22 protein-coding genes and 1 riboswitch are annotated in these 26,186 nt (G+C 41.7%); of the genes, 17 read left to right on the forward strand and 5 right to left on the reverse strand.

Annotated elements, in window-relative coordinates; genetic code table 11:
- Positions 1–35 precede the first annotated feature (35 nt).
- The 8 genes from BM386_RS16405 (at position 36) to BM386_RS16440 (ending at position 9,426) form a co-directional block, all read left to right on the forward strand.
- The gene (locus BM386_RS16405) at positions 36–2,441 is read left to right on the forward strand and encodes a 3-hydroxyacyl-CoA dehydrogenase/enoyl-CoA hydratase family protein (RefSeq protein ID WP_091696278.1); all 2,406 of its coding nucleotides are present in this window, start codon (positions 36–38) and stop codon (positions 2,439–2,441) included.
- A gap of 60 nt (positions 2,442–2,501) precedes the next feature.
- A complete protein-coding gene (locus BM386_RS16410) occupies positions 2,502–3,677 on the forward strand; it encodes a thiolase family protein (RefSeq protein ID WP_091696280.1) in 1,176 nt (391 codons plus the stop codon).
- Between the two features lie 127 nt (positions 3,678–3,804).
- Positions 3,805–5,598, forward strand: coding sequence for an acyl-CoA dehydrogenase family protein (locus BM386_RS16415; protein ID WP_091696282.1), 1,794 nt, complete (start codon positions 3,805–3,807; stop codon positions 5,596–5,598).
- A 200-nt stretch (positions 5,599–5,798) separates the two neighbouring features.
- Positions 5,799–6,254 carry a GyrI-like domain-containing protein gene (locus BM386_RS16420; RefSeq protein WP_091696284.1) on the forward strand — a complete coding sequence of 152 codons (456 nt, stop codon included), beginning with the start codon at positions 5,799–5,801 and terminating at the stop codon, positions 6,252–6,254.
- Between the two features lie 313 nt (positions 6,255–6,567).
- A riboswitch (TPP riboswitch) is annotated at positions 6,568–6,666 on the forward strand.
- A 69-nt stretch (positions 6,667–6,735) separates the two neighbouring features.
- Complete coding sequence (locus BM386_RS16425) at positions 6,736–7,458, forward strand: class I SAM-dependent methyltransferase (protein WP_091696285.1); 723 nt, start codon at positions 6,736–6,738, stop codon at positions 7,456–7,458.
- Entirely contained in the window at positions 7,458–8,513 is a 1,056-nt protein-coding gene (locus BM386_RS16430) for an AIR synthase-related protein (RefSeq protein ID WP_091696287.1), read from the forward strand. Before BM386_RS16425 ends, BM386_RS16430 begins: the two co-directional genes overlap by 1 nt.
- Positions 8,510–9,154, forward strand: coding sequence for a thiamine phosphate synthase (locus tag BM386_RS16435; RefSeq protein WP_091696745.1), 645 nt, complete (start codon positions 8,510–8,512; stop codon positions 9,152–9,154). The genes BM386_RS16430 and BM386_RS16435 overlap by 4 nt, the downstream gene beginning before the upstream one ends.
- A complete protein-coding gene (locus BM386_RS16440) occupies positions 9,151–9,426 on the forward strand; it encodes a Trm112 family protein (RefSeq protein WP_091696289.1) in 276 nt (91 codons plus the stop codon). Before BM386_RS16435 ends, BM386_RS16440 begins: the two co-directional genes overlap by 4 nt.
- Before the next feature lie 73 nt (positions 9,427–9,499).
- Here BM386_RS16440 and BM386_RS16445 read toward each other — a convergent pair whose 3' ends face one another.
- A complete protein-coding gene (locus BM386_RS16445; protein ID WP_091696290.1) occupies positions 9,500–12,508 on the reverse strand; it encodes an AsmA-like C-terminal region-containing protein in 3,009 nt (1,002 codons plus the stop codon).
- A gap of 206 nt (positions 12,509–12,714) precedes the next feature.
- On the opposite strand from BM386_RS16445, the gene BM386_RS16450 reads away from it, so the two are divergent.
- Positions 12,715–13,098, forward strand: a complete 384-nt coding sequence (locus BM386_RS16450; RefSeq protein WP_091696292.1) for a VOC family protein — start codon at positions 12,715–12,717, stop codon at positions 13,096–13,098.
- Here BM386_RS16450 and dgt read toward each other — a convergent pair.
- Positions 13,095–14,441: a dGTP triphosphohydrolase gene (gene dgt / locus BM386_RS16455; protein WP_091696746.1), complete on the reverse strand. Its 1,347-nt coding sequence runs from the start codon at positions 14,439–14,441 to the stop codon at positions 13,095–13,097. The genes BM386_RS16450 and dgt overlap by 4 nt on opposite strands.
- A gap of 137 nt (positions 14,442–14,578) precedes the next feature.
- Between dgt and BM386_RS16460 the strand changes: the two genes are divergently transcribed.
- The 4 genes from BM386_RS16460 to BM386_RS16475 are packed head-to-tail and all read left to right on the forward strand — an operon-like array spanning position 14,579 to position 17,243.
- Positions 14,579–15,376: a DUF4382 domain-containing protein gene (locus tag BM386_RS16460; protein WP_170857111.1), complete on the forward strand. Its 798-nt coding sequence runs from the start codon at positions 14,579–14,581 to the stop codon at positions 15,374–15,376.
- Positions 15,376–16,401 carry a bifunctional diaminohydroxyphosphoribosylaminopyrimidine deaminase/5-amino-6-(5-phosphoribosylamino)uracil reductase RibD gene (ribD, locus tag BM386_RS16465; RefSeq protein ID WP_091696295.1) on the forward strand — a complete coding sequence of 342 codons (1,026 nt, stop codon included), beginning with the start codon at positions 15,376–15,378 and terminating at the stop codon, positions 16,399–16,401. Before BM386_RS16460 ends, ribD begins: the two co-directional genes overlap by 1 nt.
- Positions 16,394–16,876: a GAF domain-containing protein gene (locus tag BM386_RS16470; protein WP_091696296.1), complete on the forward strand. Its 483-nt coding sequence runs from the start codon at positions 16,394–16,396 to the stop codon at positions 16,874–16,876. The genes ribD and BM386_RS16470 overlap by 8 nt, the downstream gene beginning before the upstream one ends.
- Before the next feature lie 58 nt (positions 16,877–16,934).
- Positions 16,935–17,243, forward strand: coding sequence for a GIY-YIG nuclease family protein (locus BM386_RS16475; RefSeq protein WP_091696298.1), 309 nt, complete (start codon positions 16,935–16,937; stop codon positions 17,241–17,243).
- A gap of 211 nt (positions 17,244–17,454) precedes the next feature.
- On the opposite strand, the gene BM386_RS16480 is transcribed toward BM386_RS16475, so the two are convergent.
- Together BM386_RS16480 and dxs are read right to left on the reverse strand one after the other, a co-directional pair.
- Positions 17,455–18,228 carry an alpha/beta fold hydrolase gene (locus tag BM386_RS16480; protein ID WP_091696299.1) on the reverse strand — a complete coding sequence of 258 codons (774 nt, stop codon included), beginning with the start codon at positions 18,226–18,228 and terminating at the stop codon, positions 17,455–17,457.
- Position 18,229: 1 nt separating this feature from the next.
- The gene (dxs, locus tag BM386_RS16485) at positions 18,230–20,149 is read right to left on the reverse strand and encodes a 1-deoxy-D-xylulose-5-phosphate synthase (protein ID WP_091696301.1); all 1,920 of its coding nucleotides are present in this window, start codon (positions 20,147–20,149) and stop codon (positions 18,230–18,232) included.
- A 177-nt stretch (positions 20,150–20,326) separates the two neighbouring features.
- On the opposite strand from dxs, the gene BM386_RS16490 reads away from it, so the two are divergent.
- From BM386_RS16490 to BM386_RS16505, 4 genes are read left to right on the forward strand one after another with little or no spacing between them, the layout of a single operon-like run.
- Positions 20,327–21,076, forward strand: coding sequence for a segregation and condensation protein A (locus BM386_RS16490; protein ID WP_091696303.1), 750 nt, complete (start codon positions 20,327–20,329; stop codon positions 21,074–21,076).
- Positions 21,077–21,079: 3 nt separating this feature from the next.
- Positions 21,080–22,168 (forward strand): lysylphosphatidylglycerol synthase transmembrane domain-containing protein, encoded by a 1,089-nt coding sequence (locus BM386_RS16495; protein ID WP_091696304.1) that lies wholly within the window; start codon positions 21,080–21,082, stop codon positions 22,166–22,168.
- Entirely contained in the window at positions 22,152–24,614 is a 2,463-nt protein-coding gene (locus BM386_RS16500; RefSeq protein WP_091696306.1) for a bifunctional UDP-N-acetylmuramoyl-tripeptide:D-alanyl-D-alanine ligase/alanine racemase, read from the forward strand. Before BM386_RS16495 ends, BM386_RS16500 begins: the two co-directional genes overlap by 17 nt.
- A 37-nt stretch (positions 24,615–24,651) precedes the next feature.
- Positions 24,652–25,461 (forward strand): ion transporter, encoded by an 810-nt coding sequence (locus tag BM386_RS16505; protein WP_091696307.1) that lies wholly within the window; start codon positions 24,652–24,654, stop codon positions 25,459–25,461.
- Here the strand turns inward: BM386_RS16505 and BM386_RS16510 are convergent.
- On the reverse strand, positions 25,458–26,147 hold the full coding sequence (locus BM386_RS16510; protein ID WP_091696309.1) for a potassium channel family protein: 690 nt from the start codon (positions 26,145–26,147) through the stop codon (positions 25,458–25,460). The genes BM386_RS16505 and BM386_RS16510 overlap by 4 nt on opposite strands.
- Positions 26,148–26,186: the final 39 nt, after the last annotated feature.

Raw genomic sequence — 26,186 nt, forward strand, 5'->3', positions numbered from 1 at the left:
GACCACAAGGTAGAAACTACCAAAAGCCCAAAAATATGAACAGAACCATTAAGAAAGTTGCCATTTTAGGTTCGGGTGTTATGGGATCCAGAATTGCCTGTCACTTCGCCAACATTGGTGTGCAGGTGCTTTTACTGGACATAGTACCGTTTGAACTTACCGAGCAAGAACAGAAAAAAGGACTGACCAAAGAAGATCCTATCGTCAGAAATAGAATAGTGACTTCTGCTTTGCAGAGTACTTTGAAATCAAATCCATCGGCAATCTATGATAAGGCCTTTGCGTCTAGGATCACTACTGGAAATTTTGATGATGATCTCCCAAAAATTAAAGATTACGATTGGGTAATGGAGGTAATCGTTGAGAGACTGGACATCAAGCAGTCACTTTTTGAGAAAGTAGAAAAGCACAGAAAACCAGGAACACTGATTACCTCCAATACTTCTGGAATTCCCATGCATATGATGTGCGAGGGAAGATCAGAAGATTTTCAGGAGAATTTCGCTGGGACACACTTTTTCAATCCACCAAGATATTTACGCCTTTTAGAAATCATTCCAGGACCAAAATCCAAGCAGGAAAACATTGATTTCCTAATGGAGTATGGAGATAAATACCTCGGTAAAGAAACAGTTCTATGTAAGGATACACCCGCATTTATTGCCAACAGAATAGGCGTTTACGCAATTATTTCTGCCATGCATACCATAGAGAAAATGGGCTTAGGGGTATCTGAAGTGGATAAATTGACTGGGACCATTATTGGTCGGGCAAAATCTGCCACCTTCAGAACCATGGATGTGGTTGGTTTGGATACCACAGTAAACGTGGCAAACAACCTTTACAAAGCCTTACCTAATGATGAGTCTCGCGAGAAATTCAAGCTTCCCAAAATCATGGAAGTGCTCTACGAGAAAAAGTGGTTAGGAGATAAGACTGGGTCTGGATATTTCAACATGATCCGACACGAAGATGGATCGAAAGAATTGAAAGAAATTGACTTCGAAACATTCGAATATAAAGAGCTAGAAAAGCCAAAATTCAAAGCTTTGGAAGCTTCCAAGGAATTTGAGGACCTGAAAAAGCGAATCAAACATTTGGTGAATTTTGATGATAAAGCGGGTGAATTCTACCGTGCAACTTTCTATGATCTCTTCAGATATTGCTCATTCAGAATTCCAGAAATCGCAGACGAACTGTTTAGAATAGATCAGGCTGTTTGTGCTGGATTTGGCTGGGAACTTGGACCTTTCGAAAACTGGGATTTACTCGGTGTGAAGGAAACAGTTGAGAAAATGGAAGCTGCTGGAGAAAAGCCAGCTGCTTGGGTTTATGAAATGCTGGAAGCTGGGAATGAGTCTTTTTACACCGTTGAAAATGGCAAGAAGCACTACTATGATATTCCTAGCAAATCCTACAAGGAAGTACCAGGAATGGATGACTTCATCATTTTGGATACCCTTAAATCTGCGGGAAAAGTCATTTGGAATAACGCTGGAGCTTCGGTGTATGATTTAGGAGATGATGTGATTGGTCTTGAATTCCATACGAAAATGAATTCCATGGGACAGGAAGTGATCGAAGGGATCAATACAGCAATTGGAATGGCTGAGAAGTCGTATCGAGGTCTCGTAGTAGGAAATGAAGGAGCGAATTTCTCCGCAGGAGCAAATCTAGCTATGCTATTTATGTTTGCTGGAGATCAGGATTTCGATGAGATAAATTTGATGATCGCTCAGTTCCAAAACACGATGATGCGTGCCAGATACTCATCAGTTCCAGTGATCTCAGCTCCGCATAATATGGCTTTGGGTGGTGGATGTGAGTTTTCTCTTCATTCCGATCACATCCAGGCACATGCAGAATTGTACATGGGTTTGGTGGAAGTTGGAGTGGGATTAATTCCTGCCGGGGGCGGTACCAAGGAAATGACATTGAGATTTTCCAATGCTGTGAAATCCGGAGATGTAGAATTGAACCGTCTGCAAGATGCCTTTATGAATATCGCTATGGCGAAAGTCTCTACATCTGCTGAAGAGGCTAGAAACTTGGGATACCTTAGAAAAGAGGATGGAATTACACTGAATAGAAAGCGTCAGTTGGCAGAAGCTAAATCTAAGGTTCTTTCCTTGAATGAAGCGGGCTATACTCAACCGATTGAGCAAACTGATATACGTGTACTAGGAAAAGAGTCATTAGCACTATTTGAAGCGGGAATTACTGGAATGAGGTATGGTGCATATATCTCTGAGCATGATGCTCTGATTGCCAAAAAACTAGCCTACGTAATGTCTGGAGGGGATTTGTCCTCGCCAACTGAAGTTTCTGAGCGATACTTATTGGACTTGGAGCGTGAAGCATTCTTGAGCTTGACTGGGGAGAAGAAAACGCTGGAGAGAATACATAGCATATTGTTCAAGGGAAAACCGCTTAGAAATTGATGTCTAAAGTACTAAGTACAATGTACCAAGTAACTCAATACTCAATAAAATCGAAATAACATGGAAGCATATATAGTAAATGGATATAGATCGGCGGTAGGGAAATCCAAAAAAGGAGGATTCAGATTTTACCGTCCAGATGATTTGGCTTCAGATGTAATCAAGCATCTGGTAGCTAATACGCCAGGTCTGGAAGCCAAAATGGTGGATGACCTGATCGTAGGAAATGCTGTTCCGGAGGCGGAACAGGGAATGCAAATGGGAAGAATGATTTCTCTTCTTGCATTAGGCATAGAAAACCCTGGTTTTATCGTCAACCGATATTGCGGATCAGGAATCGAAGCTATTGCATTGGCAGTGGGAAAAGTGAAAGCCGGAATGGCTGATTGTATCATCGCTGGTGGTACAGAGTCAATGTCTATGGTTCCAATGATGGGATATAAAACTGTTCTGAATTACAAAATCGCTACCGAGCACCCTTCCTATTACATCAGTATGGGATTGACTGCTGAGGAATTGGCAAAAGAATATAGTATTACTCGTGAAGAATCAGATGCTTTTTCCGTCAAGTCTCATGAAAAAGCGATAGCAGCAATTGCCGCCGGCAAATTCAAAGATGAGATAGTTCCTGTAGAAGTGGAAGAAACGTATCTGGATGAAAAAGGCAAAAAGAAAACCCGGAAATATGTCGTGGATACAGATGAGGGGCCTCGTCCAGGAACCACGATGGAAGTTCTTTCTGGCTTGAAACCAGCTTTCAAAAATGGAGGCCAAGTGACTGCAGGAAATTCCTCACAGACTTCTGATGGAGCTGCTTTCGTAGTAGTGATGTCCGAGCGAATGGTGAAGGAATTGAATATTGAGCCAATTGCGAGAATGATGTCTTATAGTGCAGCGGGAGTTGAGCCTAGAATTATGGGAATTGGTCCAAAAGAAGCTGTTCCGAAAGCATTGAAGCAAGCGGGATTGAGCTTGAATGATATCGATTTGATCGAGCTGAACGAAGCATTTGCGGCTCAGGGGTTATCAGTAATCAAAGCACTCGATCTCAATCCAGATATCGTGAACGTAAATGGTGGTGCCGTTGCACTTGGTCACCCACTTGGCTGCACCGGTGCGAAATTATCCATTCAGATTTTCAACGAACTCAGACGCCAGAACAAGAAATATGGCCTTGTCACTGCATGTGTAGGTGGTGGCCAGGGTGTTGCTGGGGTTTACGAATTGCTTAAATAGGAATTCCGACATACTTCATCATTCAAAATTCAGTATTCGATATTCTGAATTCTTGAAATTTTCAATATCGAATGATGAACGTCGAATTAAGAATAATGAAGATAAAATAGAGATAAAGAATATAACGATGACCACCCAAACAAAATCAACCCAAGGAGGAGAATTCCTCATCAAGGAAACAGATGCGCAAGACATCTTTATCCCAGCAGAATTTACTGAAGAACAACGAATGATGGCTCAGGCCTGTCAGGATTTTATCGATACAGAGATCACGCCTCATGTGCAGGAGATCGATAGCATGAAAGATCCAGATCTTGTTCCTACCATTTTCAAAAAAGCCGGAGATCTTGGGCTTTTGGGGATTACTGTCCCTGAAGAATATGGGGGAATGGGAATGAGTTTCAATACTTCCATGCTGATTGCAGATATCATTGGCGCTGCAGGCTCATTTTCTACCACCTATGGTGCTCACACTGGAATCGGTACGCTGCCGATTTTGTATTACGGTACAGAAGATCAGAAGAAAAAATACCTTCCAAAACTAGCTACTGGAGAATGGGCGGCTTGTTATTGCCTTACTGAGCCAGATGCAGGTTCGGATGCCAATAGTGGTAAAACTAAAGCGACACTTTCTGAAGATGGTAAAACCTACCTTCTTAACGGCCAGAAAATGTGGATCTCAAATGCCGGTTTCGCAGAATTGTTCATCGTTTTCGCAAAAATCGAAGACGATAAAAACTTGACTTGTTTTATCGTAGAGAAGTCTTTTGGTGGAATCACGATGAATGAGGAGGAGAAAAAGTTAGGAATCAAAGGATCATCTACCCGACAGGTTTTCTTTAACGATTGCCCGGTTCCGGTTGAGAATATGCTTTCTGATCGTCAGAATGGATTCAAAATCGCTGTGAATATCCTTAACATCGGTAGAGTAAAACTCGGTGCCGGTGTCCTTGGTGGAGTTCGCACAGTGACTACAAACGCAGTAAAATATTCTACAGAACGAAAGCAATTTGGAGTAAGCATCAACTCCTTTGGGGCCATCAAGTCTAAACTTGCTGAAATGGCCACGAAGTCCTATGTATCAGAAGCACTTTGCTATAGAGCTGGTCAGGATATTGAAAATAAAATCAATGCATTGGAAGCTGATGGAATGGATCCTTCTGAAGCAAAATTGAAAGGTGTCGAGGCTTTTGCAATTGAGTGCGCTATCGCAAAAGTGCAATGTTCTGAAGTTCTGGATTACGTAGTCGATCAAGGCGTTCAGATCTATGGAGGTATGGGCTATTCAGCAGATGCACCAATGGAAAGAGCGTATCGTGATGCTAGAATATCCAGAATCTATGAAGGTACTAACGAAATCAACCGTATGCTGATGGTAGGAATGCTTTTGAAGCGTGCGATGAAAGGTGAAATCAATATTTTCGATCCTGCGATGGCCGTATCCAAAGAACTTACTTCTGTTCCTTCCTTTGAGACCATAGATACTTCTGAGCTTTTTGCGGCAGAAAAAGATGTGCTGAAAAAACTGAAGAAAGTATTCCTAATGGTTGGCGGAAAAGCTGCAATGACGCTTCAGGACAAAATCGAAGATGAGCAGGAAATCATGATGAATCTTGCTGATGTGATGATCGAAATCTATGCAAGTGAGTCTGCGATTCTTCGTACGGAAAAGCTTGTGTCTATGAAGGGAGAGGCTGCCTGCAAGCATCAAATTGCGATGGCTCAGATTTACCTTTCTGAAGCTGTAGACAAAATAAATACTGCTGCGAAAGAAGCTATTGGTAGTTTCACCAAAGGTGATGAGCAGAAAGTAATGCTTATGGGCTTGAAAAGATTTACCAAATCAGAGCTTTATAATACGAAGGAATTGAGAAGACAAATCGCTGATTATATGATTGATCAGGGGAAGTATCCGTTTTAAGATTGTGATAACTTGAATACCAAAGCCTCCGAAATGAAAGAGTTCGGAGGCTTTTTTTGTCTTAACCGCAGAGTTCACAAAGGGGAACACGGAGGTCGCAATTTATGTATTTGCTTCCTTTTAGATTTATGCGTAGGGGCTAATTTGTTTAACTTGTAAGCTTTTAGTGAATCAAATTTTTAACCCTGACGAAATAAAATATGCAATCTATAGACCCTTTTAAAATTATCGGAATTGCCACAAGAACATCAAATACCTCAGCAAAAGCCGCGGAAGATTTGGGAGCGCTTTGGGGTAAATTTTTTGAAGAGCAGATCGGAGGAAAAATCTCAGGAAAAGTAAGTGAGGACATCTTCGCAATCTACACGGACTATGAGTCTGACTACACTGGAGAATATACTTGTCTGATTGGATACCAAGTGGGTAGTTTAGAAAATGCAGCCGAAGGCCTAGTTGCCAGAGAATTTGATGGCGGCAAACATATCAAGTTTGTAGCTGCTGGAAAAATGCCCGAAGCGGTAGTTGAAACCTGGCAGAAAATCTGGGCAAAGGATTCAGAATTGGAGAGAAAATATACAGCTGATTTTGAAGTTTACGGAGCAAAATCGCAGCAAGGAGATAATTCTGAGGTTGATATTTTTATTGCAGTCAAGTAAGGATTCTTGGCAGTTTGATCGGTAAAAAATAGTTGTTATCTCAGATTGAGAGTTGCAGAATTCCCACTACCTTAACGGCAATCAGTTACATCATTTCTCAAATGAACTATGGCTAAGCAACCTGAAGGTAAACCTAAGAACGACAAGACTGCGGCTACCAAAACGTTAAAAGAAAAGCGTGCTGCAAAAGCCGCTAAAAAGGAAAGTAAAAAAAGAGATTAATCAACAAGCAGGAGCCAAAAACTCCTGTTTTTTTTATGGCCTTTGAAAAGGCAATAAATTTTTCTTGGCAGCATATTTCGTCTATATTTGAAACTAATGCACGGGGTGCCTTCCTATTGGTGAGGCTGAGATAATACCCGAATTACCTGATTTGGATCATGCCAACGTAGGGATGCTTAAGCTAGAAAACGCCTTTGTTTTCTCTTGGTTGTCTGACCGCAGGAAATGCAGTTAACATTTTTGCAACCTAAAATTCCCTATGGAACTAGAGAAAACTAATTTCGAATTACTTCCTGATGCACAGAAAAACTGGCAGAATCGTCCTGAATGGTTTTTCAATCGAGCACACACAGACACCTACGAGCTTTGGTACGAAGGGCGATACAAACGCGCCGAAGTCTGGCAAAAGAAAGTCATGGAGCAGTTGGTATCCAAAGACAAGCGTGTAAAAACGCTTTTGGAATTTGGCTGTGGGACTACCCGTTTTACGCGCTGGTGGAAAGAAATTGGGATAAAAGCCACGGGAGGGGATATTTCTCCACTGATGCTCTCCCAAGCTATTCATTTGTTTGACGGTGATTTGGTCATGGCTGATTCCCATCACATGCCTTTCAAGGATCATACCTTCGACTCACTGGCATTCATTACTACGTTTGAATACTACAAAGATCCGGTGAAAGTAATCCGTGAATCTGCCCGTGTTGCCAAGTACGGGATAGCGATGGGAATGATGAATCGGAATTCTCCGAAAGTTCTTAGACGTAGAGTTCAGCAGGTTTTTGGTAAAAATCCCTTCTATGTTACTGCCACTTTCTATACTCCAAAGATGCTGATTGCAATCATAGAGGAAGCACTTCAAGGTCGGGATTATACGATAGAATGGTCTTGTACAGGCTTGCCAAAGTGGTTTCCCGTTCAGCAGTGGAGTGTTCCGTATGGGGACTTTTTCGGCTTATATGTCAAACTCAATGATGTAGAATGATGTCAGATCAACTAGGGAAAATCAATTTTCAAGGGTATCAGGATTTGCTTGCCGGAAGGTTTGGAGCTTCGCGAAAGGAAGTGAAGCAAGGAGCAGCCTTTGGTGTGGATGTAGCCATTACGACCCTACCTGGAGGTCTGGCCATGGCGACTACGAGTGACCCATTATCATTGATTCCTTCGCTAGGTTTGCAGGAATCTGCCTGGCTGAGTGTGCACCTGATGGCAAATGATATGGCAACGACTGGTTTTGCTCCTCAATATGGACAGTTCGTCTTGAATTTGCCTGATACACTTTCGAAGGATGATTTCAGTACCTATTGGAGTTTTATCGATCAGTATTGCAAGGAAATCGGTGTCGCAATCACAGGTGGGCATACTGGTTTTGTACAAGGGCAAAATTCGACCTTTGCTGGAGGCGGTACTTTAATCACTGTTGCAAAAGAATCAGAAGTGCTTTGCTCCACTGGTGCGCAGGAAGGAGATGTGATTTTGGTGACAAAATCCTGTGCATTGACAGCTACAGCTATATTGGGGATGAGTTTCCCGGAAACTATCAAGCAAAAGCTAGGGGTAGAAATTTACCTTTCAGCTTGCGAACAATTTTACCAAACGTCCTCCCTTCAAGATGCACTTTGCGCCTCGGGAACGGATGAAAAATTCAGAGAAGTACACGCTATGCATGATGTGACGGAAGGTGGAGTTTTGGGCGCTATCTATGAAATGTTGGTTGCTTCAGATAAGGGAGGAATAATTGAGTATGACCAGATTCCTGTCGGCGATACTGCGTGTTCCATAGCAGGATTGTTTGGCCTAGAACCGAGGTATTGTGTAGGTGCAGGATCGATGGCTATTGCCTGTGACCCTACTCATTCAGATAAAGTTATTCAAAGACTTGCTCACAAAAATATTCTTTGCACCGCTGTGGGGAGAGTTTCCGAAAAGCATTCTGGTATTATGATTAGTAAAGCTGAAAGTACCTCTCCCCTAGTTTATCAAGAAACCGACCCCTATTGGGCCGCATATTTTAACGCGATTAAATCGGGATGGAAATGAGTCAATTTACTAGAATTAATCCTGGGGTTTATCTAGTGGTCGATCCTTCTATCAATGAAAACCAGTTGATGGAATCACTAGAAAAAGCGATAGCTGCTAAGCCCTGTGCGGTACAGATTTGGGATAATTTCAAATCACCGGATCAGGTAGCAGCACGTATTTGTAAAATAAAAGCAATCTGTAGAGGTACCAGAATACCTATTTTGATGAATAATCATCCTGAATGGGTGGAGCTGTTTGATTTGGATGGTGTGCATTTCGATGTCTTGCCTTCCGATCATTTATTATCACTTCCTAAGCTAAGACAGCAAGGAAAACTTATTGGAGTGACGATCAATAATGACTTTGATCAGATCCAACAGGCTCTTTTCGCCAAAGTGGATTACCTCTCTTTTTGCTCCATGTTTCCATCATCCACCGCAAATAGCTGTGATTTGGTGGAGTTTGAGACAGTCCAAAAAACAAGAGAAATCACCTCCATACCCATTTTCCTGGCAGGAGGAATTTCCCCAGAAAAAGTACCAAAGCTAAGCGACTTGGATTTTGACGGCATAGCTGTGGTATCAGGGGTCATGAGTGCTGCAGATCCCGGGAAAGCCATTTCTAACTACCAAAAATTACTTACCGATTTAAAAAAATGAAAATTGAAACTATAGAAAAGCTTTGCTGTCCATTTGATAAGCAAGACTTAACGCTGAAAATAATATTAAAAGATGCACATGAAAACATCTTGGAAGGATGGCTTAATTGTCCTAGTTGTGAGAGAATTTATCCCATCATCAAGGGTATTCCAATCATGAATCCTGATGAATATAGAGAAGCGCACTTAGAGCAGCCAGTATTGGATAGATGGCAAAATCATTTGGAGGGAGGAAAAATTGAAAATTTCCGATTACGATTGATTGAGGATTAAAATTTCATATAGTAAGATTGGGCGAAGTCAAAGCATTTATTTGGCTGTTCGACTTCGCTCCAACTATCAAATCTTAATCCTTTTTCACCGTTGTAGTATCAGTTTTAGCAGGAGGCGTGCTTTTCGGAAAGAATCCTTTCAACAACTTCTTCGCTTCATCAACAGCTTTGTCTTTGGCTACATCGACTTGTTTCTCAAGTTCCTTTTTGGCACTATCCTGAGCAACTTCCGATTTTGCTTTTAGTGCAATTTTCAAGCTGTCCTGTGCAGCATTGAACTGTTCTGTGGCCTGATTCTGGAGATTTTGAGCTTCACCACTCACTCTGGCTTTAAGCGCATTTGCCAGCAATGTTTCTATACTGTTCCCACCAGCAAGAGAGATTTTTGGGGAATTGTACGTTCCTGAAAGGTTCAGTGCCAATGGAATGGTGGTATTCTCATCAGTAGCTGTTCCAGTGATAGTAGAGAGAAGCGCATTCGCCTGAGACCCGAATTTCCCAGCAGGAATCTGCATGTTTACCAAGTAATTTATCGAGCCATCAAAACCAGCTGTTCCCTGAACGTTTGCCTGGTAATCCCAAAGTTTCACATCAAAAGGCTTCACATCCATTACCCCATTTTCGATAGTAATTGGAATGGAAATATTCTTGAGTTGTAGTGTATTGACATCTTTTAGCTTGGTGAGACTGGTTATTCCTTCTAGGATTTTACTGTCTTTTAGCGCTGTTTCAGCCACTTTAAGCAAGCCTTTTCCATCAAGACTGGACAATAATGGCATCATGTCTTGTCCCAGTTTACCTGAGAAATTAAGATCGGAATTGAATCTACCCGTCAAGTTTTGAGCAATCGGAGCGAAAGCTTTTATGGTATTAAATGATTTAAATGCTTCAGCTATGCTGAGCTCTGAAATATTCAGGCTAAAATTGAAAGCCGGGGCAGTGAGATCTCTAGGGTCATACTTGCCGGCCAAGGCAATTGTGCCCCCCATTGTCTTCATAGATGCATCAGAAAAGCTCAACACACCAGCTTTCAAAGCCATATTTCCTTTCACATCCTTGAGATTCAGATTATCGTAGAGCACTTCACTTGCCACCACAGACATATTGAAATCTATGTTTTTTGGAAGCTCAATGACTGAAAGTTCTGCACTCGTAGTATCCGCAGAGGCCTCTTCACTCATCCATTCATTGACATTGAATCGGCTACTGTTCATAGCAAGCTGACCATTCAATGTTCCATTTTCTCCCAAGAAGTAATTCATGTAATTGGAGAGATAACCTGTTGCCTGAAGTGGGCTTTCACCGATCTTCGAATCGAATTCTGTCAAATTAATACGCTCTGGAGTGAATACAGCTGTTGCTTTAGCGATCTCAATACCCTGTGGCACATCAGCAGAAGAATACTTGAAATTGCTGATATCCATCGTGCCGCGAGTTTCCAGCTGATTGTATTTTTCAGCTTCCACTGCTGCATAAGAGCCCTTCGTATTAATATCTGCCTGAATTCTGCCTTCCATAGACATATCATCCATTGGGAAAATAGCCAAAATCTTCTTTAAATCTACCCCGCCCTTGATTTCGCCATCCCAAATCAGTTTGTCGAAATCCCGGATTTTCATATTTCCATTGATGGCTTCACCTTCCAGCTCAAATCCAAAGCGGCTCAAATCAACGAGAAAATCTGTCATGCTTCCACTTGGGTTTTGGATTAAGGCATTCACATTTAATTTCTCTAGTGGAGCTGGATAATCTGCACTTTTCACATAGCCATTAGCCAAAAGTAACTTAGCATCAATCGCAGGAATAATGCCCGCCGCTGAGTCGTATCTACCCTTTGCAGTAGCAACTACATCAAGATTTCCCTTCATCGCAAGTCCTTCAATCGGAAAAATAGAAGTAAGTTCTTCTAAATCCAGTTTGCCTTTCAGCGCAGCATCTATGGTATAACTTACCAAATCTGATAAATACAATTTGCCGGAAATCGGATTGCTGCCAAAGTCTAAGTTGAAGGTGGGAATGGAAACGGAAGTATTATCGATGTTGTCCGTTTCATTCTTGACTTGGAGGTCAAGATTCACGTTTTTCACCGGCCTCGGCAAATCTGGGTATTGGAACATGCCGTCGGCAACTTTCAAGGAAATATCAAAGGATGGGAACTTCTCCTCATTGTAAATTCCTTTGATTTTTCCATTGAAATCCATGGTACCGGAGGTTTTCAAACTGGAAAAACTCTCAGAATAAATCCCTGGGATCAGGGATAATACACTCTTGAACTCATTGTCAATGCCATCAATAGAAAGGTCCATTTCAATATCATCTCCAGGCATTGCGATGAATCCACTCAGACCAAAAAGGAAATCATTCAACTGAAAATCGCCCTCTCCTAGGGTGAATTTCATGTTCTCCATATCTATATTCAGCAGAGTTTCCCCCTTAAAAGTTTTGTTAGTGAGATAGCTGATATCTTCATAGGTAAGATCCGCAATAAGTGCTTCCATAGTAATCGGCAGATCATAAACGTTTTCTGTGAAATCGCCTGATCCTTCGGCATTGATTCCTCCCAAAGCTATAAAATAATCCAGTTGTCTATCGTCATAGACCAGATTGAGATTACTGATCTGAATCTGGTCCACTCCGATTTTGAAATTGCTTTCTGTGGTTTCCACTGCGACTTCTTCTGAAGGAAAAGTGATGTCATAATTAGCTGTACCATCTTCCAGCACTTTGATATACAGATTCCCTCCATTCAAATGCACTCCAGTGAGCGTTGGATAATCATCGAAAAGGACAGATTTAAGATTGAAATCAATCGCAAGCTCACGAAGTGAAACTAGGGTATCATTTTCAAAGGGAGCATTTCCTACGATATCAAAATCCTGGATACGGGCAGAAACATTCGAAAACCGTCTGAAAAGACTCAAGCTTACATTGTCGATGTCATAAATAACTTTGGCATTCACAGATTGGGCAATTTCTTGATCAATTCGGGCAGCGATTTTGTCCTTGAATAGAAATGGAACAGCTACTGCAGCTGCGATCAAAAATATAACTACACCTAAAATGATGATCAGGGTCTTTTTCATATATGGTTTTATTTAGCGTATGGGTGATTTCGCTAATTCATTGAAGATTTCTAGCAGGCTTTATATACGCATATATTAGCCTTTGGAGCTTATTATTCACAAGATTTAAGCCGTGTATTTTTATTACTCAAATACTTTGAGGTATGTATTTTGGTCTATCTTAAAAGGACACTTACTTTTAAATAAGTTTTCAAAAACAAGAAGTTATGGAAAACAACCTTCAAGTCCCTGAAAATTACCAAACGGTAATGCCCTATTTGATTCTTCAAGATGCAGGTTCCTTCATCACATTTGCTGAACGAGTCTTTGAGGCGAAAATAGCTCTGAAAGAAATGCGTGATGAATCTAAGATCATGCATGCAGAGATCAAAATTGGTGACAGCACTGTGATGATAGCAGAATCTACCGCTGATTATGAGCCTCAGACTGCTGGATTGTTCGTTTATGTTAAAGATGCCGACGCAGCGTTTGAACAGGCATTAGAATTAGGAAGCGAAATGATTTTGGAGGTTTCGGACAAACCTTATGGACGCAGCGGTGGAATCAAGGATCCGTTTGGGAATACATGGTGGATTACTTCTGTAATTTAAGAACCAGGAAAAGAGATACCCTTTACTCTTCGGTAGAGATTCAATGCATATTTATCTGTCATTCCAGAAATAAAATCAACTAAGGATCGAAGCAATGGATATGGATTGACTTCTGCGCCCCAGCCTTTGAGCGGGAAATCCTCTGGCAATAGCCTTAAGATACTCTTATCCTGACCAGAGAACTTTTCCGGGTCATAAAACTGATGGTAAAGTGCTTTTGAAAATACTTCCAGCAACCCTTCCAAAACTTGGAATCCGGCAGCCTCTTTCTCCAAAACAACCTGAGAGCGATATATTTTTTGAATCGATACCTCAGTGATTTTCTGAAGTGATTTAGCCGAAGGAATGATATCAGTTAACGCTTTGTCAAAATTACCCTTGCACATTCCTTCCTCATATTTGGCGAATACTTCTACACATTCGCTGATTAGCTCCCCAATCGCCAAAGCGCGTAGAGCGCCTAAGTTTTGCGCTTCGGTCCTTGGCTCTTTTAGTTTTTTTGGATCAAACTTATCCTTCAATATTGGAGCAAGTAGTTTTACAGTTTCATCAAAACTCACCAGACCAAGTGTGCACCCATCTTCCAGATCGATAATGCTATAGCAAATGTCGTCAGCAGCTTCTACCAAAAAAGCTAATGGGTGCCGATACCAGCATTCAGGGCTGGATTTCTCCATTCCGAGCACTGCTCCCATTTGTTCGAAATCACTTAGCTGATTGATAAAAAATCCATATTTCTTCTGACTTCTCCGGGCAATATCCCGCTGAGCAATCATACTTGGACGCGGATATTTGGTGAAAGCTGCCAAAGTTGCATAAGTCAATTTCAATCCAAATTGCTTGGAAACAAGCATTCGGAAACCCTGAGCATTTCCTTCGAAATTATGCAAATCCGCCAATTGCTCTGTGCGAACGTGTGATTCCCAGCATTTTCCGGCAGGATGGAATTTGAAGAAATCAGAAATAGCTTCTTCTCCCGCATGCCCAAAAGGTGGGTTTCCAATATCATGTGTCAATGCTGCGGCAGCCACAATTGCCCCGATTTCAAATGGAGTTATCCCCGTTTTATTCAATTGAGGATACTTTTCCAGGAGCATTTCACCAGCAGCTTTGCCCAGCGACCTACCTACGCTAGACACTTCTAAACTGTGCGTCAGCCTAGTATGTACGAATGCTTGCTCGGGAAGAGGAAAAACCTGGGTTTTGTCTTGAAGATTTCGGAAGGGAGACGAAAAAATTATTCGATCGTAATCAACTTCAAACTCGCTTCGAACCACTTGTGTGGGTATGAATCCCGGTTTGTCCCCAAATCTGCCTCGGGACAAAAGGCGCTCCCATTTCATCATGCCCAAAAATAAGAAGCTATTCACATAATAAGAGAGTATTTATGATTTTTGGCAACATTAAAGGTGCCTTTTTCGAATCCTATGTAGATTTACCTGATTTCTGAATTTGAAAAGATTTGGCCTAAATTTACGATGTGAAAAAACTGCACTTTTATCTTATTTTGTTTGTCTCTATACTAATCTTCACCTCCTGTGAAGACCCTGATTCCAGTCCTAAATCTCTTGTAAATCTGATTTTGGTGGATAGTCCGGCCAAATGGGATTCAGTGTTCGTTGAGATCAATGGAGTTGACTTAGAGGTTTTGGTAGATGGGAGAGAGACTCAGAGTCAGACTTTTTTTCTGGAGTACAAGTCAGGCAACAAGCGTGTGAAAATTAGTGACTTGGTTGCTGGAAATGCCTTGCTTTTAGGCAGAGATGAACTCCCTCTGGGTCAAATAATTGGCGTCTCAATCCTTCTCGGTGACGACCACTCGATGTTTTTTAACGAAAGAGAATACGTACTGGAGCTTTCCGAAGGATCTGACAACACCATTCCGCTCGCAACTTCTTTGGATCTGGAGCAAGGAATCTCCTACGATCTTATTTTGGATATGGATTTGGAAAAATCCATCATAGAGGCATCAGAATCCCCTCTTACCTATGAGCTAGATCCTTTTTTCAGCATACAAAGGGGTGCTGGCACAGTGGAAGTCAGAGGTTCAGTTGATCCTGCGAGTTTGTTTCCGGCTATTTACCTGAGCGATGGCTCTGACTCAATTTCTACCCATACTGATGCTTCTGGCAATTATATTTTTCGAGTTCAGCCTGGAAACTACAGGTTATACTTTGATGCCAAAGACGAACTCTATCTAAATCAAAGTTTGGAGATAGAAGTTTTAGCGGACAGAGATACTGTGCTGAGCGATGTACTATTCGTGAGAAGACCCTAATGGATTCACACACGCTATACATGCAAAGAGCTTTGGAACTGGCTGAGTTTGGCCGGGGAAAGGTCAGCCCAAACCCAATGGTGGGTTGTGTGATCGTGCATCAGGATAAGATTATTGGGGAAGGCTACCACCAGCAGTATGGAAAGGCTCATGCGGAAGTCAATGCAGTCTATGCTGTGCGAAATCAGGAATTGTTGAGTGAATCTACGGTTTACGTAACTTTAGAGCCTTGCGCGCACTTCGGGAAAACACCTCCTTGCGCCAAGCTGCTGGTAGAGAAAAAGGTGAAAAGAGTAATCATCGCGGCTTTCGATTCGAATCCCTTAGTCGGTGGAAAAGGTATTCAGATTTTAAAAGACGCTGGAATTGAAGTCGAAACTGGTCTTTTGGAAAAAAAAGCTAGAATTCAGAACAAGCGATTTTTCACCCAAATCGAAATGAAACGCCCTTACGTTATTTTGAAATGGGCACAAACCGCAGATGGATTTGTGGCAAGAGAAGATTTCTCTTCGAAATGGATCACGAATGCTTCCAGCCGTCAACTCGTGCATAAGTGGAGGGCTGAAGAAGATGCTATCATGGTTGGGAAAAACACAGCCAAATACGATGATCCTGCCTTGAATGTGAGAGATTGGGTTGGGAAAAACCCACTTAGATTGGTAATAGACAGTAAGCTGGAGCTTTCAAATTCACTGAAATTATTTGATGAAGCTGTACCGACGATTTGCTTCAATACCCTAAAATCAGAAGTTCGGGGTACTTTAGAATATGTCAAATTGAATTCTGGTTTTCAGATAAAAGACATTCTTGAGCAGCTATACCAGCGGAATATCCAATCTGTACTTGTAGAGGGTGGCAGTTATTTATTGAATAAGTTCTTGGCATCCGAACTTTGGGACGAAGCCCGCGTGTTTACAAGCCGTAACAAATTTGGTAGCGGAATAGCAGCACCTTTTCCTCCTACCCCAGTATCCGAGAGTATCGAAATCTTGGAAGATACCTTAAGAATTTATCATCATGTCTGAAAGTTTATATATACCTGAATCGGCCACTAAAGTCGAAAAGTACGAAGCGATTTTGCCACAAATCGAAGCATTGATCACTGGTGAGCCAGATCTTTATGCGAACCTTGCAAATATTTCTGCAGCACTAAAAGAAGCCTTTGACTTCTTTTGGGTTGGGTTTTACCTAGTCAAGGAAAATCAGTTAGTATTGGGACCATTTCAAGGCCCGATTGCCTGTACAAGAATTTCTCTTGGTAAAGGTGTTTGTGGTACAGCCTGGCAAGAAGGCAAAACTATTCTCGTACCCGATGTAGATACTTTTCCAGGCCATATCGCCTGTAGCTCGGCTTCTAAGTCTGAAATAGTTGTTCCGGTTTTCAAAGGAGGACTAGTCGCGATGGTTTTAGATGTGGATTCCGATCAGTTGGATGATTTTGATGAAGTGGATCAGGAATATCTAGAGAAGTTGATGGGAGTGCTGGGGAGCCAGTTATGATAAACCTTCTTTACTTTTGTTTTAAGAGTTGTAAAAAATAACCTTCAAGTAGATCCTTATGGAAGCTTTCATGTACATATTGATTTGTGGAAATGGATCGTATTATACTGGAAGTACCAAAAACCTTGATTTAAGAATGCAAGAGCATCAGCTTGGCCAAGGTTCTAATTTTACTAGAAAACACCTTCCTGTCAAGCTAGTTTACTTTGAAGAGTTCGATAGAATTGATGAAGCATTTGAAAGAGAAAAGCAGATTCAAAAATGGTCTCGTGCAAAAAAAGAAGCTTTAATAAATCGAGACTTTCAAAAATTGAAGGAATTAAGTAAAGGTAGTTCGATTGGTTCGACAAGCTCACCAACCGAATGACTACTGATAATGTAGAGGGAGGGGGAAAAGCGTGGCGCAGCCACGCTTTTCCCCCTCCCTCTTCTCTCAATCAACTTGACGGTGGCCGAGCGAAGTCGAGGCCCACGGCAAATTTTTAAACTCTTTTTTAAGAAACTGAATACAAAATTTGAGGTAAATTTTCCGCGCAGTGGCAATAGGCTTTCTATATGAAGAGCGAAATTAAGCCTACTTATCTGCTAACAACCCTCACACAAAACTCTCTTACGATTTTCAAACTTTCTTCTTTTCGCTCTATCATACCCACGTGCCCGGTATTTTCAAGTTCGAAATAGTCTGTTACTGCTTCTTTGTGCTTGCGACTCGCATCTATTTTCACAGCTCCGTCTAGCATGCCGGCGATCATCAACTTTGAGCCAGAGAAGTTTTTTAATACTTCGAATCGATCTTTTCGATCCCGCATCGCTTTGGTATAAGTGATTAACCCATCCAAGGTGCAACGCTTTGCTTGTTCTATTGCCAAGTTTATTTCTGAGTCAAGCTCTTCTCTTCTTTCCTCAGGGAAAAGTGGCGGAACAAATGAAGTGACAAACTTATCCACACCGTGTTTTTTCAAAAAGATTACGGTACGATCTCGCATCTCCTTTTTTTCTTCGTCATCTGCAAATGCAGTGGAATGGAAAAGCCCTACAGCCTGGAGCTTATCGCCCATTAATTCCAATAAAGCCAGCGTCACATAACCACCCAGAGAATGACCTATGACGATTGGATCGTGAATCGAGTTTTCCTCCATCCACTCTTCCAGCTGCACTGCGACTTCCTCTAAGCTATTTTGGGATAGTGACAAAGGGGAATTTCCGCAACCTGGAAGGTCAGGACATATTACTCTGAATTGATTGGATAAAGCATCTGCAAAGTCTGCCCACATTTCTCCGATTTCGCAGAAACCATGAATCAGGACAATAGGTTGCCCTTCGCCTTTTTCAAAAAAACTAATTGAAGACATGTTAAGAAAGAGTTTTGGAAACCTCTGTGAGGCTTCTGACTGCGGCAGCTATTCCCTCGGGATCGAATCCGCATTCTTTATGCAATTCATGTTGCTCGCCGTGCTCAATGATATCATCTGGAATGCCTAGACGCTTCACTTGTGCTTGATATCCATGATCCATCATCCACTCAATCACAGCAGATCCAAAACCGCCCATCAAGCAGCCATCTTCTACTGTGATGACTTTTTTGAATTTGCCAAAAATCTCATGAAGTAACTCTCCATCAAGGGGCTTCACAAATCGCATGTCGTATTGAGCAGGGTTTAATCCTTCTTTTTCAAGCTTTTTGCATGCTTCTGCAGCATAATTACCGATGTGCCCGATAGTCAAAATGGCGATCTCTTCCCCTTCTTTGACAATTCTTCCTTGCCCTACAGGGATTTCCTCAAATGGAGTTTTCCACTCCGGCATCACACCTTTGCCTCTTGGATATCTGATAGAATAGGGTCCATTGTGAAGTGTTGCAGAATACATCATATTCCGAAGCTCTTCCTCATTCATAGGCGCTGAAACCACCAAATTTGGAATGCAGCGGAAATATGCAATATCATAAGCGCCATGGTGAGTAGGTCCGTCAGCACCGGCAAAGCCAGCTCTGTCCAAACAAAGAACCACTGGAAGATTTTGCAAACACACATCGTGGACCACTTGGTCATATGCACGTTGCATAAAAGTTGAGTAGATATTACAGAAAGGAACGAGTCCCTGGGTCGCCAATCCTGCCGAGAAAGTTACTGCATGTTGCTCAGCAATTCCCACGTCAAATGCGCGATTTGGCATTGCTTTCATCATGATATTCATGGAAGAACCAGATGGCATTGCAGGAGTAACACCCATGATTCTATCATCTTGCTCAGCCAATTCCACCAATGTATGTCCAAAAACATCCTGATATTTAGGTGCCTGTGGAGTACTTGGAGTCGTTTTATAAATCTCTCCAGTTACTTTATCAAATGCCCCTGGCGCATGCCAAGTCGTTTGATTGCCTTTTTCTGCAGGTCCATATCCCTTGCCTTTCATCGTTACACAATGAAGGATTTTTGGTCCGGGAATATCTTTAAGATCCTTCAGCACTTCTGCCAAATGATTGACGTCATGCCCATCTACCGGACCGAAGTAGCGAAGATTCAATGATTCGAAAAGGTTGCTTTGGTTCAATAAGGCAGATTTGATTCCACCTTCTACTTTTGATATTACGTCTTGTGCACTAGTTCCAAACTTGCTCAGTTTGCCTAAGATCTTCCATACTTCATCCTTTGCTTTGTTGTAAGTTTTGGAAGTCGTAATGTCAGTCAGATAATCCTTAAGCGCACCGACATTGGGGTCGATGGCCATGCAGTTATCATTCAGAACAATAATCAAATTGGTATCGCTAACTCCAGCATGATTCATAGCTTCGAAAGCCATTCCACCTGTCATAGAACCATCACCGATTACGGCCACGTGCTGTTTTTTTGTTAGCCCTTTGTATTGGGAAGCTACCGCCATGCCCAAGGCTGCGGAGATTGAAGTACTTGAGTGGCCTACGCCAAATGTATCGTATTCGCTTTCTTTTCTTTTTGGAAAACCTGAAAGACCACCATATAGGCGGTTTGTATGAAAACGTTCTCTTCTTTCTGTAAGGATTTTGTGCCCATATGCCTGATGACCTACATCCCAAACAAGTTGATCTTCAGGAGTATTCAGTACATAATGAAGGGCTACGGTAAGCTCGACTACGCCAAGACTAGCGCTGAAATGACCACCATAGACAGATACATTATCAATAATAAATTGTCTAAGTTCATCACATATTTGAACCAGTTTATCTTTCGGAAACTTTTTAAGGTCTTCGGGACTATTTATTTGAGCTAATAATTCTCCTGGTTCAATCAGCATTTTTCAGCGGTAATGTGTTCAAATTAGAATAACAACAATTGTGCTTTATTGTTTTTCCATTCAATAAATATTGACATGAGGCAATTGCCTCTTTCTCCTGCCGTTTCCAATTAATTTAGCTTAATTGAATATCTTTGACAACAAGGAAGCAAAATTAACCAATAATTTAGATATCCTTTGAGTTTCGAAATCAAATTACCACTCTTCGAAGGTCCTTTTGACCTAATGCTCTTCTTCATCGAGCGTGATGAACTGGATATCTATGACATTCCTATTTTCAAGATTACCAATGACTTCTTGGATTATGTGCACCAAATGGAGCAAATGGAAATGGAAGTTGCCAGTGATTTTATCCTCTTTGCGGCTACTTTGATGAAGATCAAGTCCCGAATGCTGCTGCCACGGCCGGAAATAAATGAGGATGGAGAAGAAGTTGACCCAAGGGAGGAATTGATCCGTAATCTTCTGGAATACAAAAAGTACAAATCGGTCATTGAAGAACTTTCCACTATGGAAGGTGAGGAAATGTCTAAACAAAAACGGGGAAATATTGCCGCAGAGCTTAAGACACTCAGCAAAGTAGATGATGTAGATGCAGAAATGCAGGATATGGATTTGTATAAAATGCTGAAAGTATTTCAACGGGTCATGGCCAAAATGGCATCCCGGGTAGATGAAACAAAACACACCGTGATTCAGTACCCTTATACTATTGCCCAGCAAAAGGAATTTGTCTTGGAGAAAATCAGTTTTAAGAAAAAAGTACCATTTGATGAGTTCATCAGCTACAAACCCGATAAGATTTTTGTGATTTACACCTTCCTTGCGATTTTAGAATTACTTCAACTTTCCCTAGTTACCATCATCATAGGAGATGGTTTCAATAATTTTTGGGTGGAAAGGACTGAGCCAATGGCTGTTTCTTAATTTATGAAGCTAGATAACAAAAAGATCTTTCAAACACTCAATCCTAATAAAATTTGGGTGCCGGTTATCATTGGTTTAGCCATTGTTTTCGGCATGTTTTATTTTGACCCCTCAGTAAATAAAGATTCTTTAAGTGGGATTTTTGATGCATCCATCCCGTGGATTGTTGTAGCGGTTTTGGTCATTTTGTTTCGGGATGCAGGGTACGTGTATAGAATCCGTGAAATCACCGACAGGCATTTGACCTGGAAACGCGCCATCTATGTGATCATTCTCTGGGAATTTGCCTCAGCAGTGACGCCTTCGGTTGTTGGGGGGACAGCCGTAGCGATTTTCATATTGAACAAAGAAGGAATCAAACTGGGAAGAGCAATCGCCTTTGTCATGGTTACGGCAATCCTGGACAATCTTTTCTTCGTGATTGGCGCTCCTATTATTCTCTTTTTTGCAAAAGGGAATATTTTCCCTTCGAGTAAAGTGCTGGAAATGCAACTTGAGAATAGTATGGAGGCCATTTTTTGGATTTCTTACTCTCTTTATGCCTTATACAGTTTGGTGATGGCAGCGGCTTTATTCTACCGACCAAGAGTTTTCAAGTGGGTTTTGATAAAGATTTTCTCTATCAAATGGCTGCGAAAATGGAAGCACGATGCTCAAGAATATGGTGATCAGATCATAGTTGCGTCCAAGGAACTCTCTGGAAAAAAATGGAATTACTGGGTGCCAATAGTCGTAGCGACGATATTCATTTGGAGCTCAAGATATCTGATGCTGAATGCACTTATTTCCGCCTTTGTACCACTGGCTGCTTTTGAACATGTGATTATTTTTGCACGGCAAGTGATCATGTGGATCGTCATGATGATCTCTCCGACCCCTGGGAGCAGTGGGACAGCTGAGTTTTTCTTTGGCCAGTTCTTTACCGAATTTCTGAATAGTTACACTTTCGTCACCAGCATTTTGTGGCGGCTTTTGTCCTACTATCCGTATTTGATTTTAGGAGCAATTTTTCTTCCTAGATGGATAAAGCAGGTGTTTTTCAAGAAAAAGAAGAATAAAATAAATCCGGGGCAAGATGTTTCAGGAAGTTAGTCAAGACCAAATCCAAGCTGTCACAGGAGGAATGTTGCTCAACAGAAATGAGGAGCTGTTGATCTCTCAAACTGCTATTGATTCCAGACAGATTCTTCATCCTGAAAAGACACTTTTTGTAGCACTTAGAGGGGCAAAAGCTGATGGGGCTGATTTTATTCCACAGTTAATTGATTTGGGAGTAAAGACATTTTTGGTTCATCAAGATTTTGAGGAGAAAGCCTTTCCTGATCTTTGCTTTATTAAGGTATCTGACACCAGAAGAGCCTTACAATTATTGGCCAAATTCCAGCGATCTCTTTTTACAAACCCTGTGGTAAGCATCACTGGAAGCAATGGAAAAACGATTGTAAAGGAATGGCTGGGGCAGATTTTGGGACAAAAGTATGCCGTCGCCAAAAGCCCGAAGAGTTACAATTCACAGGTTGGAGTACCACTTTCGATTTTTGGAATAGAGTCATATCACCAAGTCGCTATTTTGGAAGCAGGAATTTCCAAGGCGGGAGAGATGGCAGCATTGGAAGAAATGATCAAACCAGATTTGGGGATTTTCACTAATCTTGGATCAGCACACCAGGAAGGATTTGAGAGCTTGGAATCTAAGATTCAGGAGAAGCTTTCACTTTTTTCTGATTCAAATTTCCTCATTTACTGCTCCGATCAAAAGCAGGTTTCTGAGCAAATTGAAGCTGTTTTTCCTACTAAAAAACGTATCGCCTGGTCAGATCGTGCAGGAGCAGATTTTACCAGATCAGTGAAAGTCAAAGCAAAAGGAGCTCGGTTGATCTTGATGAAATCAGACCTGAGTACACACACATTTCAAGTCCCATTTTCTGATTTGGCTTCCTTAGAAAACATTACCCATGTGATTATCGCAGCGATGACTTTGGGACAAACGTCGGAATCTATTCAAGAGGGAATTTCTCACCTGAAATCGGTGGATATGCGACTAACGCTGAAGCCTGGAATCAATGATTCTCTTCTGATAGATGATACCTACAATAATGATTTGGCAGGGTTAAAGGTCGCCCTGGACTTTATGCAGCAGCAGCGTCCAAAGCGGCGTAAAATCCTGGTATTGTCTGATTTGCTGCAGCAAGGTTCTCCGGAGAAAATTTATCTGGAAGTAACCGACCTGATCAGGAAATATCAGTTTGATCAGATCTATGGCGTAGGCAAGGAGATTTTCTATTTGGATAGAGAATTTCCCGAATCATTCACTGGCTTCAAATCCACAGAAGAGCTTTTGGCCAAGCTTGACCCAGATAGCTTTGCAAATGACATGATATTGATCACCGGAGCTAGAGTATTTGGCTTTGAGGAGGTGGTAAACAGACTTCAGCAGAGAATTCACGGTACCACGCTTGAGATCAATCTGAATGCCCTTACCCATAATTATAATTTCTACAAAAAGCTCATTTCTCCCAAAACCAAAGTAATGGTGATGGTAAAGGCTTTTGCCTATGGTGGAGGCGCTGTGGAGATCGCCAATCAAATCCAAACCATGGGTGCGGATTACTTGGGAGTTGCTTTTTCAGATGAAGGAGTTGCTTTGCGAAAGCAAGGAATCAAGCTTCCGATTATGGTTTTGAATGCAATGCAGGAATCCTTTGGGTTGTGCAGTGAGTTTGATTTGGAGCCGGTTGTTTTCAGTCCGGATTTTTTCGAGAGTCTTGCTTCCTGGTGTACTATTCATCAAAAAACGATTCGAATTCATCTTGATATGGACACTGGTATGCATCGATTGGGGTTTGAGAATAAACATTTGGGAGAATTGAAAAGGTTGATTAAGACAAATCCTCAGTTGCAAATTGCTTCCATTTATACGCATTTGGTCGGAGCCGATGAGGAGATTCATCAGGAATTCTCTTTCTCACAACTGAGGACTTTCGAAGAAATGAAAAACGAGATTTTGGAAGTCCTTCCTTACAAACCGCTTATCCACGCGCTCAATTCTGCGGGTATCGTGGCTTTTCCTGACTTTCAATTCGATATGGTAAGGTTGGGAATTGGCTTGTACGGGGTAGAGGTGACAGGTAAACATAGCTTGGCTTTGAGGGCAATAAGCACGTTGAAAACCACCATTTCCCAAATCAAGGAACTTGATCCTGGCGAGACGATTGGCTATTCCAGGAAAGGGGTTTTGAACTCTGGAGGAAAAATAGCTACCCTAGCCATAGGTTATGCGGACGGCTACGATCGAAGGTTTAGCAATGGGAAAGGCTATGTATTGATTAATGGGCATAAAGCTCCAATCATTGGAAATGTATGCATGGATATGTGCATGGTGGACGTTTCAGGGATGGATGTAAAGGCAGGAGATGAAGCGATTATTTATGGGGAGCAAATCTCTTTAAAAGAACTGGCGGATCAGATTGGAACCATCCCTTATGAGTTGCTGACTAATATCAGCACTCGTGTGAAACGGGTTTATTACCTAGACTAGTGTTGGAAAAGGCGTATAAATTTTTCTAAATTCCCTTATGCAAATCACCAAAAAACGCCTAGCTCATATAGTATTTGAATCAGACGATTGGGCATCGAAGACCTTTGACATCGTACTCCTGTTTATGATTTTCGGGAGTATTTTCGTTGCAATCCTTGATTCCGTTGGAAGTCTTAGAGCTCAGTATGGCGAGGTTTTTCTTATTTTGGAATGGGTTTTTACCGGGCTTTTTACAATAGAATACCTACTTCGAATATGGCTTTCCCGACGTCCCAAGAATTATATATTCAGTTTTTTTGGGATGGTGGATTTGCTTGCTATCCTCCCTACTTACCTTAGTTTTTTTGTGATGAATTCGCAGCTACTCTCTGTGGTCAGAGCACTGAGGCTTCTCAGGGTGATCAGAATATTGAAGCTAGGCAGGTATGTGGCAGAGGCTGAGTACCTCACTAAGTCGCTTAAGGCAAGCTCGCACAAGATTATGATTTTCGTGGGTTTTGTGCTTACCATCGTGTTGATCACAGGTACATTGATGTTTATCGTAGAAGGGCCGGATAGTGGCTTTACCAGCATCCCGGTAGGGATGTATTGGGCTATAGTGACGCTTACTACGGTTGGATTTGGAGACATTACGCCGATTACCCCAGTAGGCCAGCTTCTTTCTTCACTGATCATGCTAATGGGTTATGCCATCATTGCGGTGCCGACAGGCATTGTTTCTTCGGAGATGGCTTCGCAAAAGCGGAGACTAGAGAAAAGTAACCAAATTGTTTGTCCAGCATGTAAGCATACCGGATTGGAAAAAGCAGATGAGTATTGTCGGTTTTGCGGGGAAAAGCTCGGCTAATCTCCGAGCTTTAGGAATTCCTGTATGTTTTTGATTTTGCCGAAAAGCAGTAAAATATCATCAGATTCAAATGTATAATCCGGGGTGACCACACCGATCACATTTTTATGCGGAGTATTTATTCCCAACAGGTTTTTCTTCTGCTCGATTTTTATAATTGTTAGAATATTCAGATAAAACTCCTTTCTAATGTCAGCATCTGCTACGGATAAGTCCACGTATCTGGCAGGTACTTTCACCTCTACGATATTGTATTCGTCAGAGATCTCAAGTGAGTCCAGCACCCCTTTCATTTCCAATCGCTTAGACAGTCGATCTGCCGTTTCTTCTTCTGGATGGATGATTTCATCTACTCCAATTGCCTGAATTACCGTCTCATGTAAGTCGTTAATTGCGCGGGCGATGATACGCTTTGATTTAAGCTGCTTAAAAATGGCAGTGCTCATAATAGATGCTCCGATATCCTCGCCAATGGCGATAATAACTACATCTGTTTCTTTCAGCGGCAGATTCTTTACAGCCGCCTGGTCAGTAGCGTCCATGACTATAGAATGGGTGATGCTATCCTTAATCATTTCTATTCTGCTTTCGCTAGAATCCACACCAATCACCTCGTGACCTAGATTTGTCAGACGTTTTGCGAGATAGCCGCCAAAATTGCCGATGCCTACGATTATATATTTCATATGATTATAATTGATTTTTAAAGGCCATATGGAATCTCG

It is taken from the genome of Algoriphagus locisalis (genome assembly GCF_900116615.1).
Taxonomy (GTDB): Bacteria; Bacteroidota; Bacteroidia; order Cytophagales; family Cyclobacteriaceae; genus Algoriphagus; species Algoriphagus locisalis.

Coding starts and splice junctions, on each gene's coding strand:
- BM386_RS16505 (WP_091696307.1), top strand. CDS start 24,652: ATGCAAATCACCAAAAAACGCCTAGCTCATATAGTATTTGAATCAGAC.
- BM386_RS16420 (WP_091696284.1), top strand. CDS start 5,799: ATGCAATCTATAGACCCTTTTAAAATTATCGGAATTGCCACAAGAACA.
- BM386_RS16495 (WP_091696304.1), top strand. CDS start 21,080: ATGAAGCTAGATAACAAAAAGATCTTTCAAACACTCAATCCTAATAAA.
- BM386_RS16480 (WP_091696299.1), bottom strand. CDS start 18,228: ATGTCTTCAATTAGTTTTTTTGAAAAAGGCGAAGGGCAACCTATTGTC.
- BM386_RS16475 (WP_091696298.1), top strand. CDS start 16,935: ATGGAAGCTTTCATGTACATATTGATTTGTGGAAATGGATCGTATTAT.
- BM386_RS16410 (WP_091696280.1), top strand. CDS start 2,502: ATGGAAGCATATATAGTAAATGGATATAGATCGGCGGTAGGGAAATCC.
- BM386_RS16450 (WP_091696292.1), top strand. CDS start 12,715: ATGGAAAACAACCTTCAAGTCCCTGAAAATTACCAAACGGTAATGCCC.
- BM386_RS16405 (WP_091696278.1), top strand. CDS start 36: ATGAACAGAACCATTAAGAAAGTTGCCATTTTAGGTTCGGGTGTTATG.
- dxs (WP_091696301.1), bottom strand. CDS start 20,149: ATGCTGATTGAACCAGGAGAATTATTAGCTCAAATAAATAGTCCCGAA.
- BM386_RS16425 (WP_091696285.1), top strand. CDS start 6,736: ATGGAACTAGAGAAAACTAATTTCGAATTACTTCCTGATGCACAGAAA.
- BM386_RS16440 (WP_091696289.1), top strand. CDS start 9,151: ATGAAAATTGAAACTATAGAAAAGCTTTGCTGTCCATTTGATAAGCAA.
- ribD (WP_091696295.1), top strand. CDS start 15,376: ATGGATTCACACACGCTATACATGCAAAGAGCTTTGGAACTGGCTGAG.
- BM386_RS16510 (WP_091696309.1), bottom strand. CDS start 26,147: ATGAAATATATAATCGTAGGCATCGGCAATTTTGGCGGCTATCTCGCA.
- BM386_RS16435 (WP_091696745.1), top strand. CDS start 8,510: ATGAGTCAATTTACTAGAATTAATCCTGGGGTTTATCTAGTGGTCGAT.
- BM386_RS16415 (WP_091696282.1), top strand. CDS start 3,805: ATGACCACCCAAACAAAATCAACCCAAGGAGGAGAATTCCTCATCAAG.
- dgt (WP_091696746.1), bottom strand. CDS start 14,441: ATGAAATGGGAGCGCCTTTTGTCCCGAGGCAGATTTGGGGACAAACCG.
- BM386_RS16470 (WP_091696296.1), top strand. CDS start 16,394: ATGTCTGAAAGTTTATATATACCTGAATCGGCCACTAAAGTCGAAAAG.
- BM386_RS16430 (WP_091696287.1), top strand. CDS start 7,458: ATGTCAGATCAACTAGGGAAAATCAATTTTCAAGGGTATCAGGATTTG.
- BM386_RS16500 (WP_091696306.1), top strand. CDS start 22,152: ATGTTTCAGGAAGTTAGTCAAGACCAAATCCAAGCTGTCACAGGAGGA.
- BM386_RS16445 (WP_091696290.1), bottom strand. CDS start 12,508: ATGAAAAAGACCCTGATCATCATTTTAGGTGTAGTTATATTTTTGATC.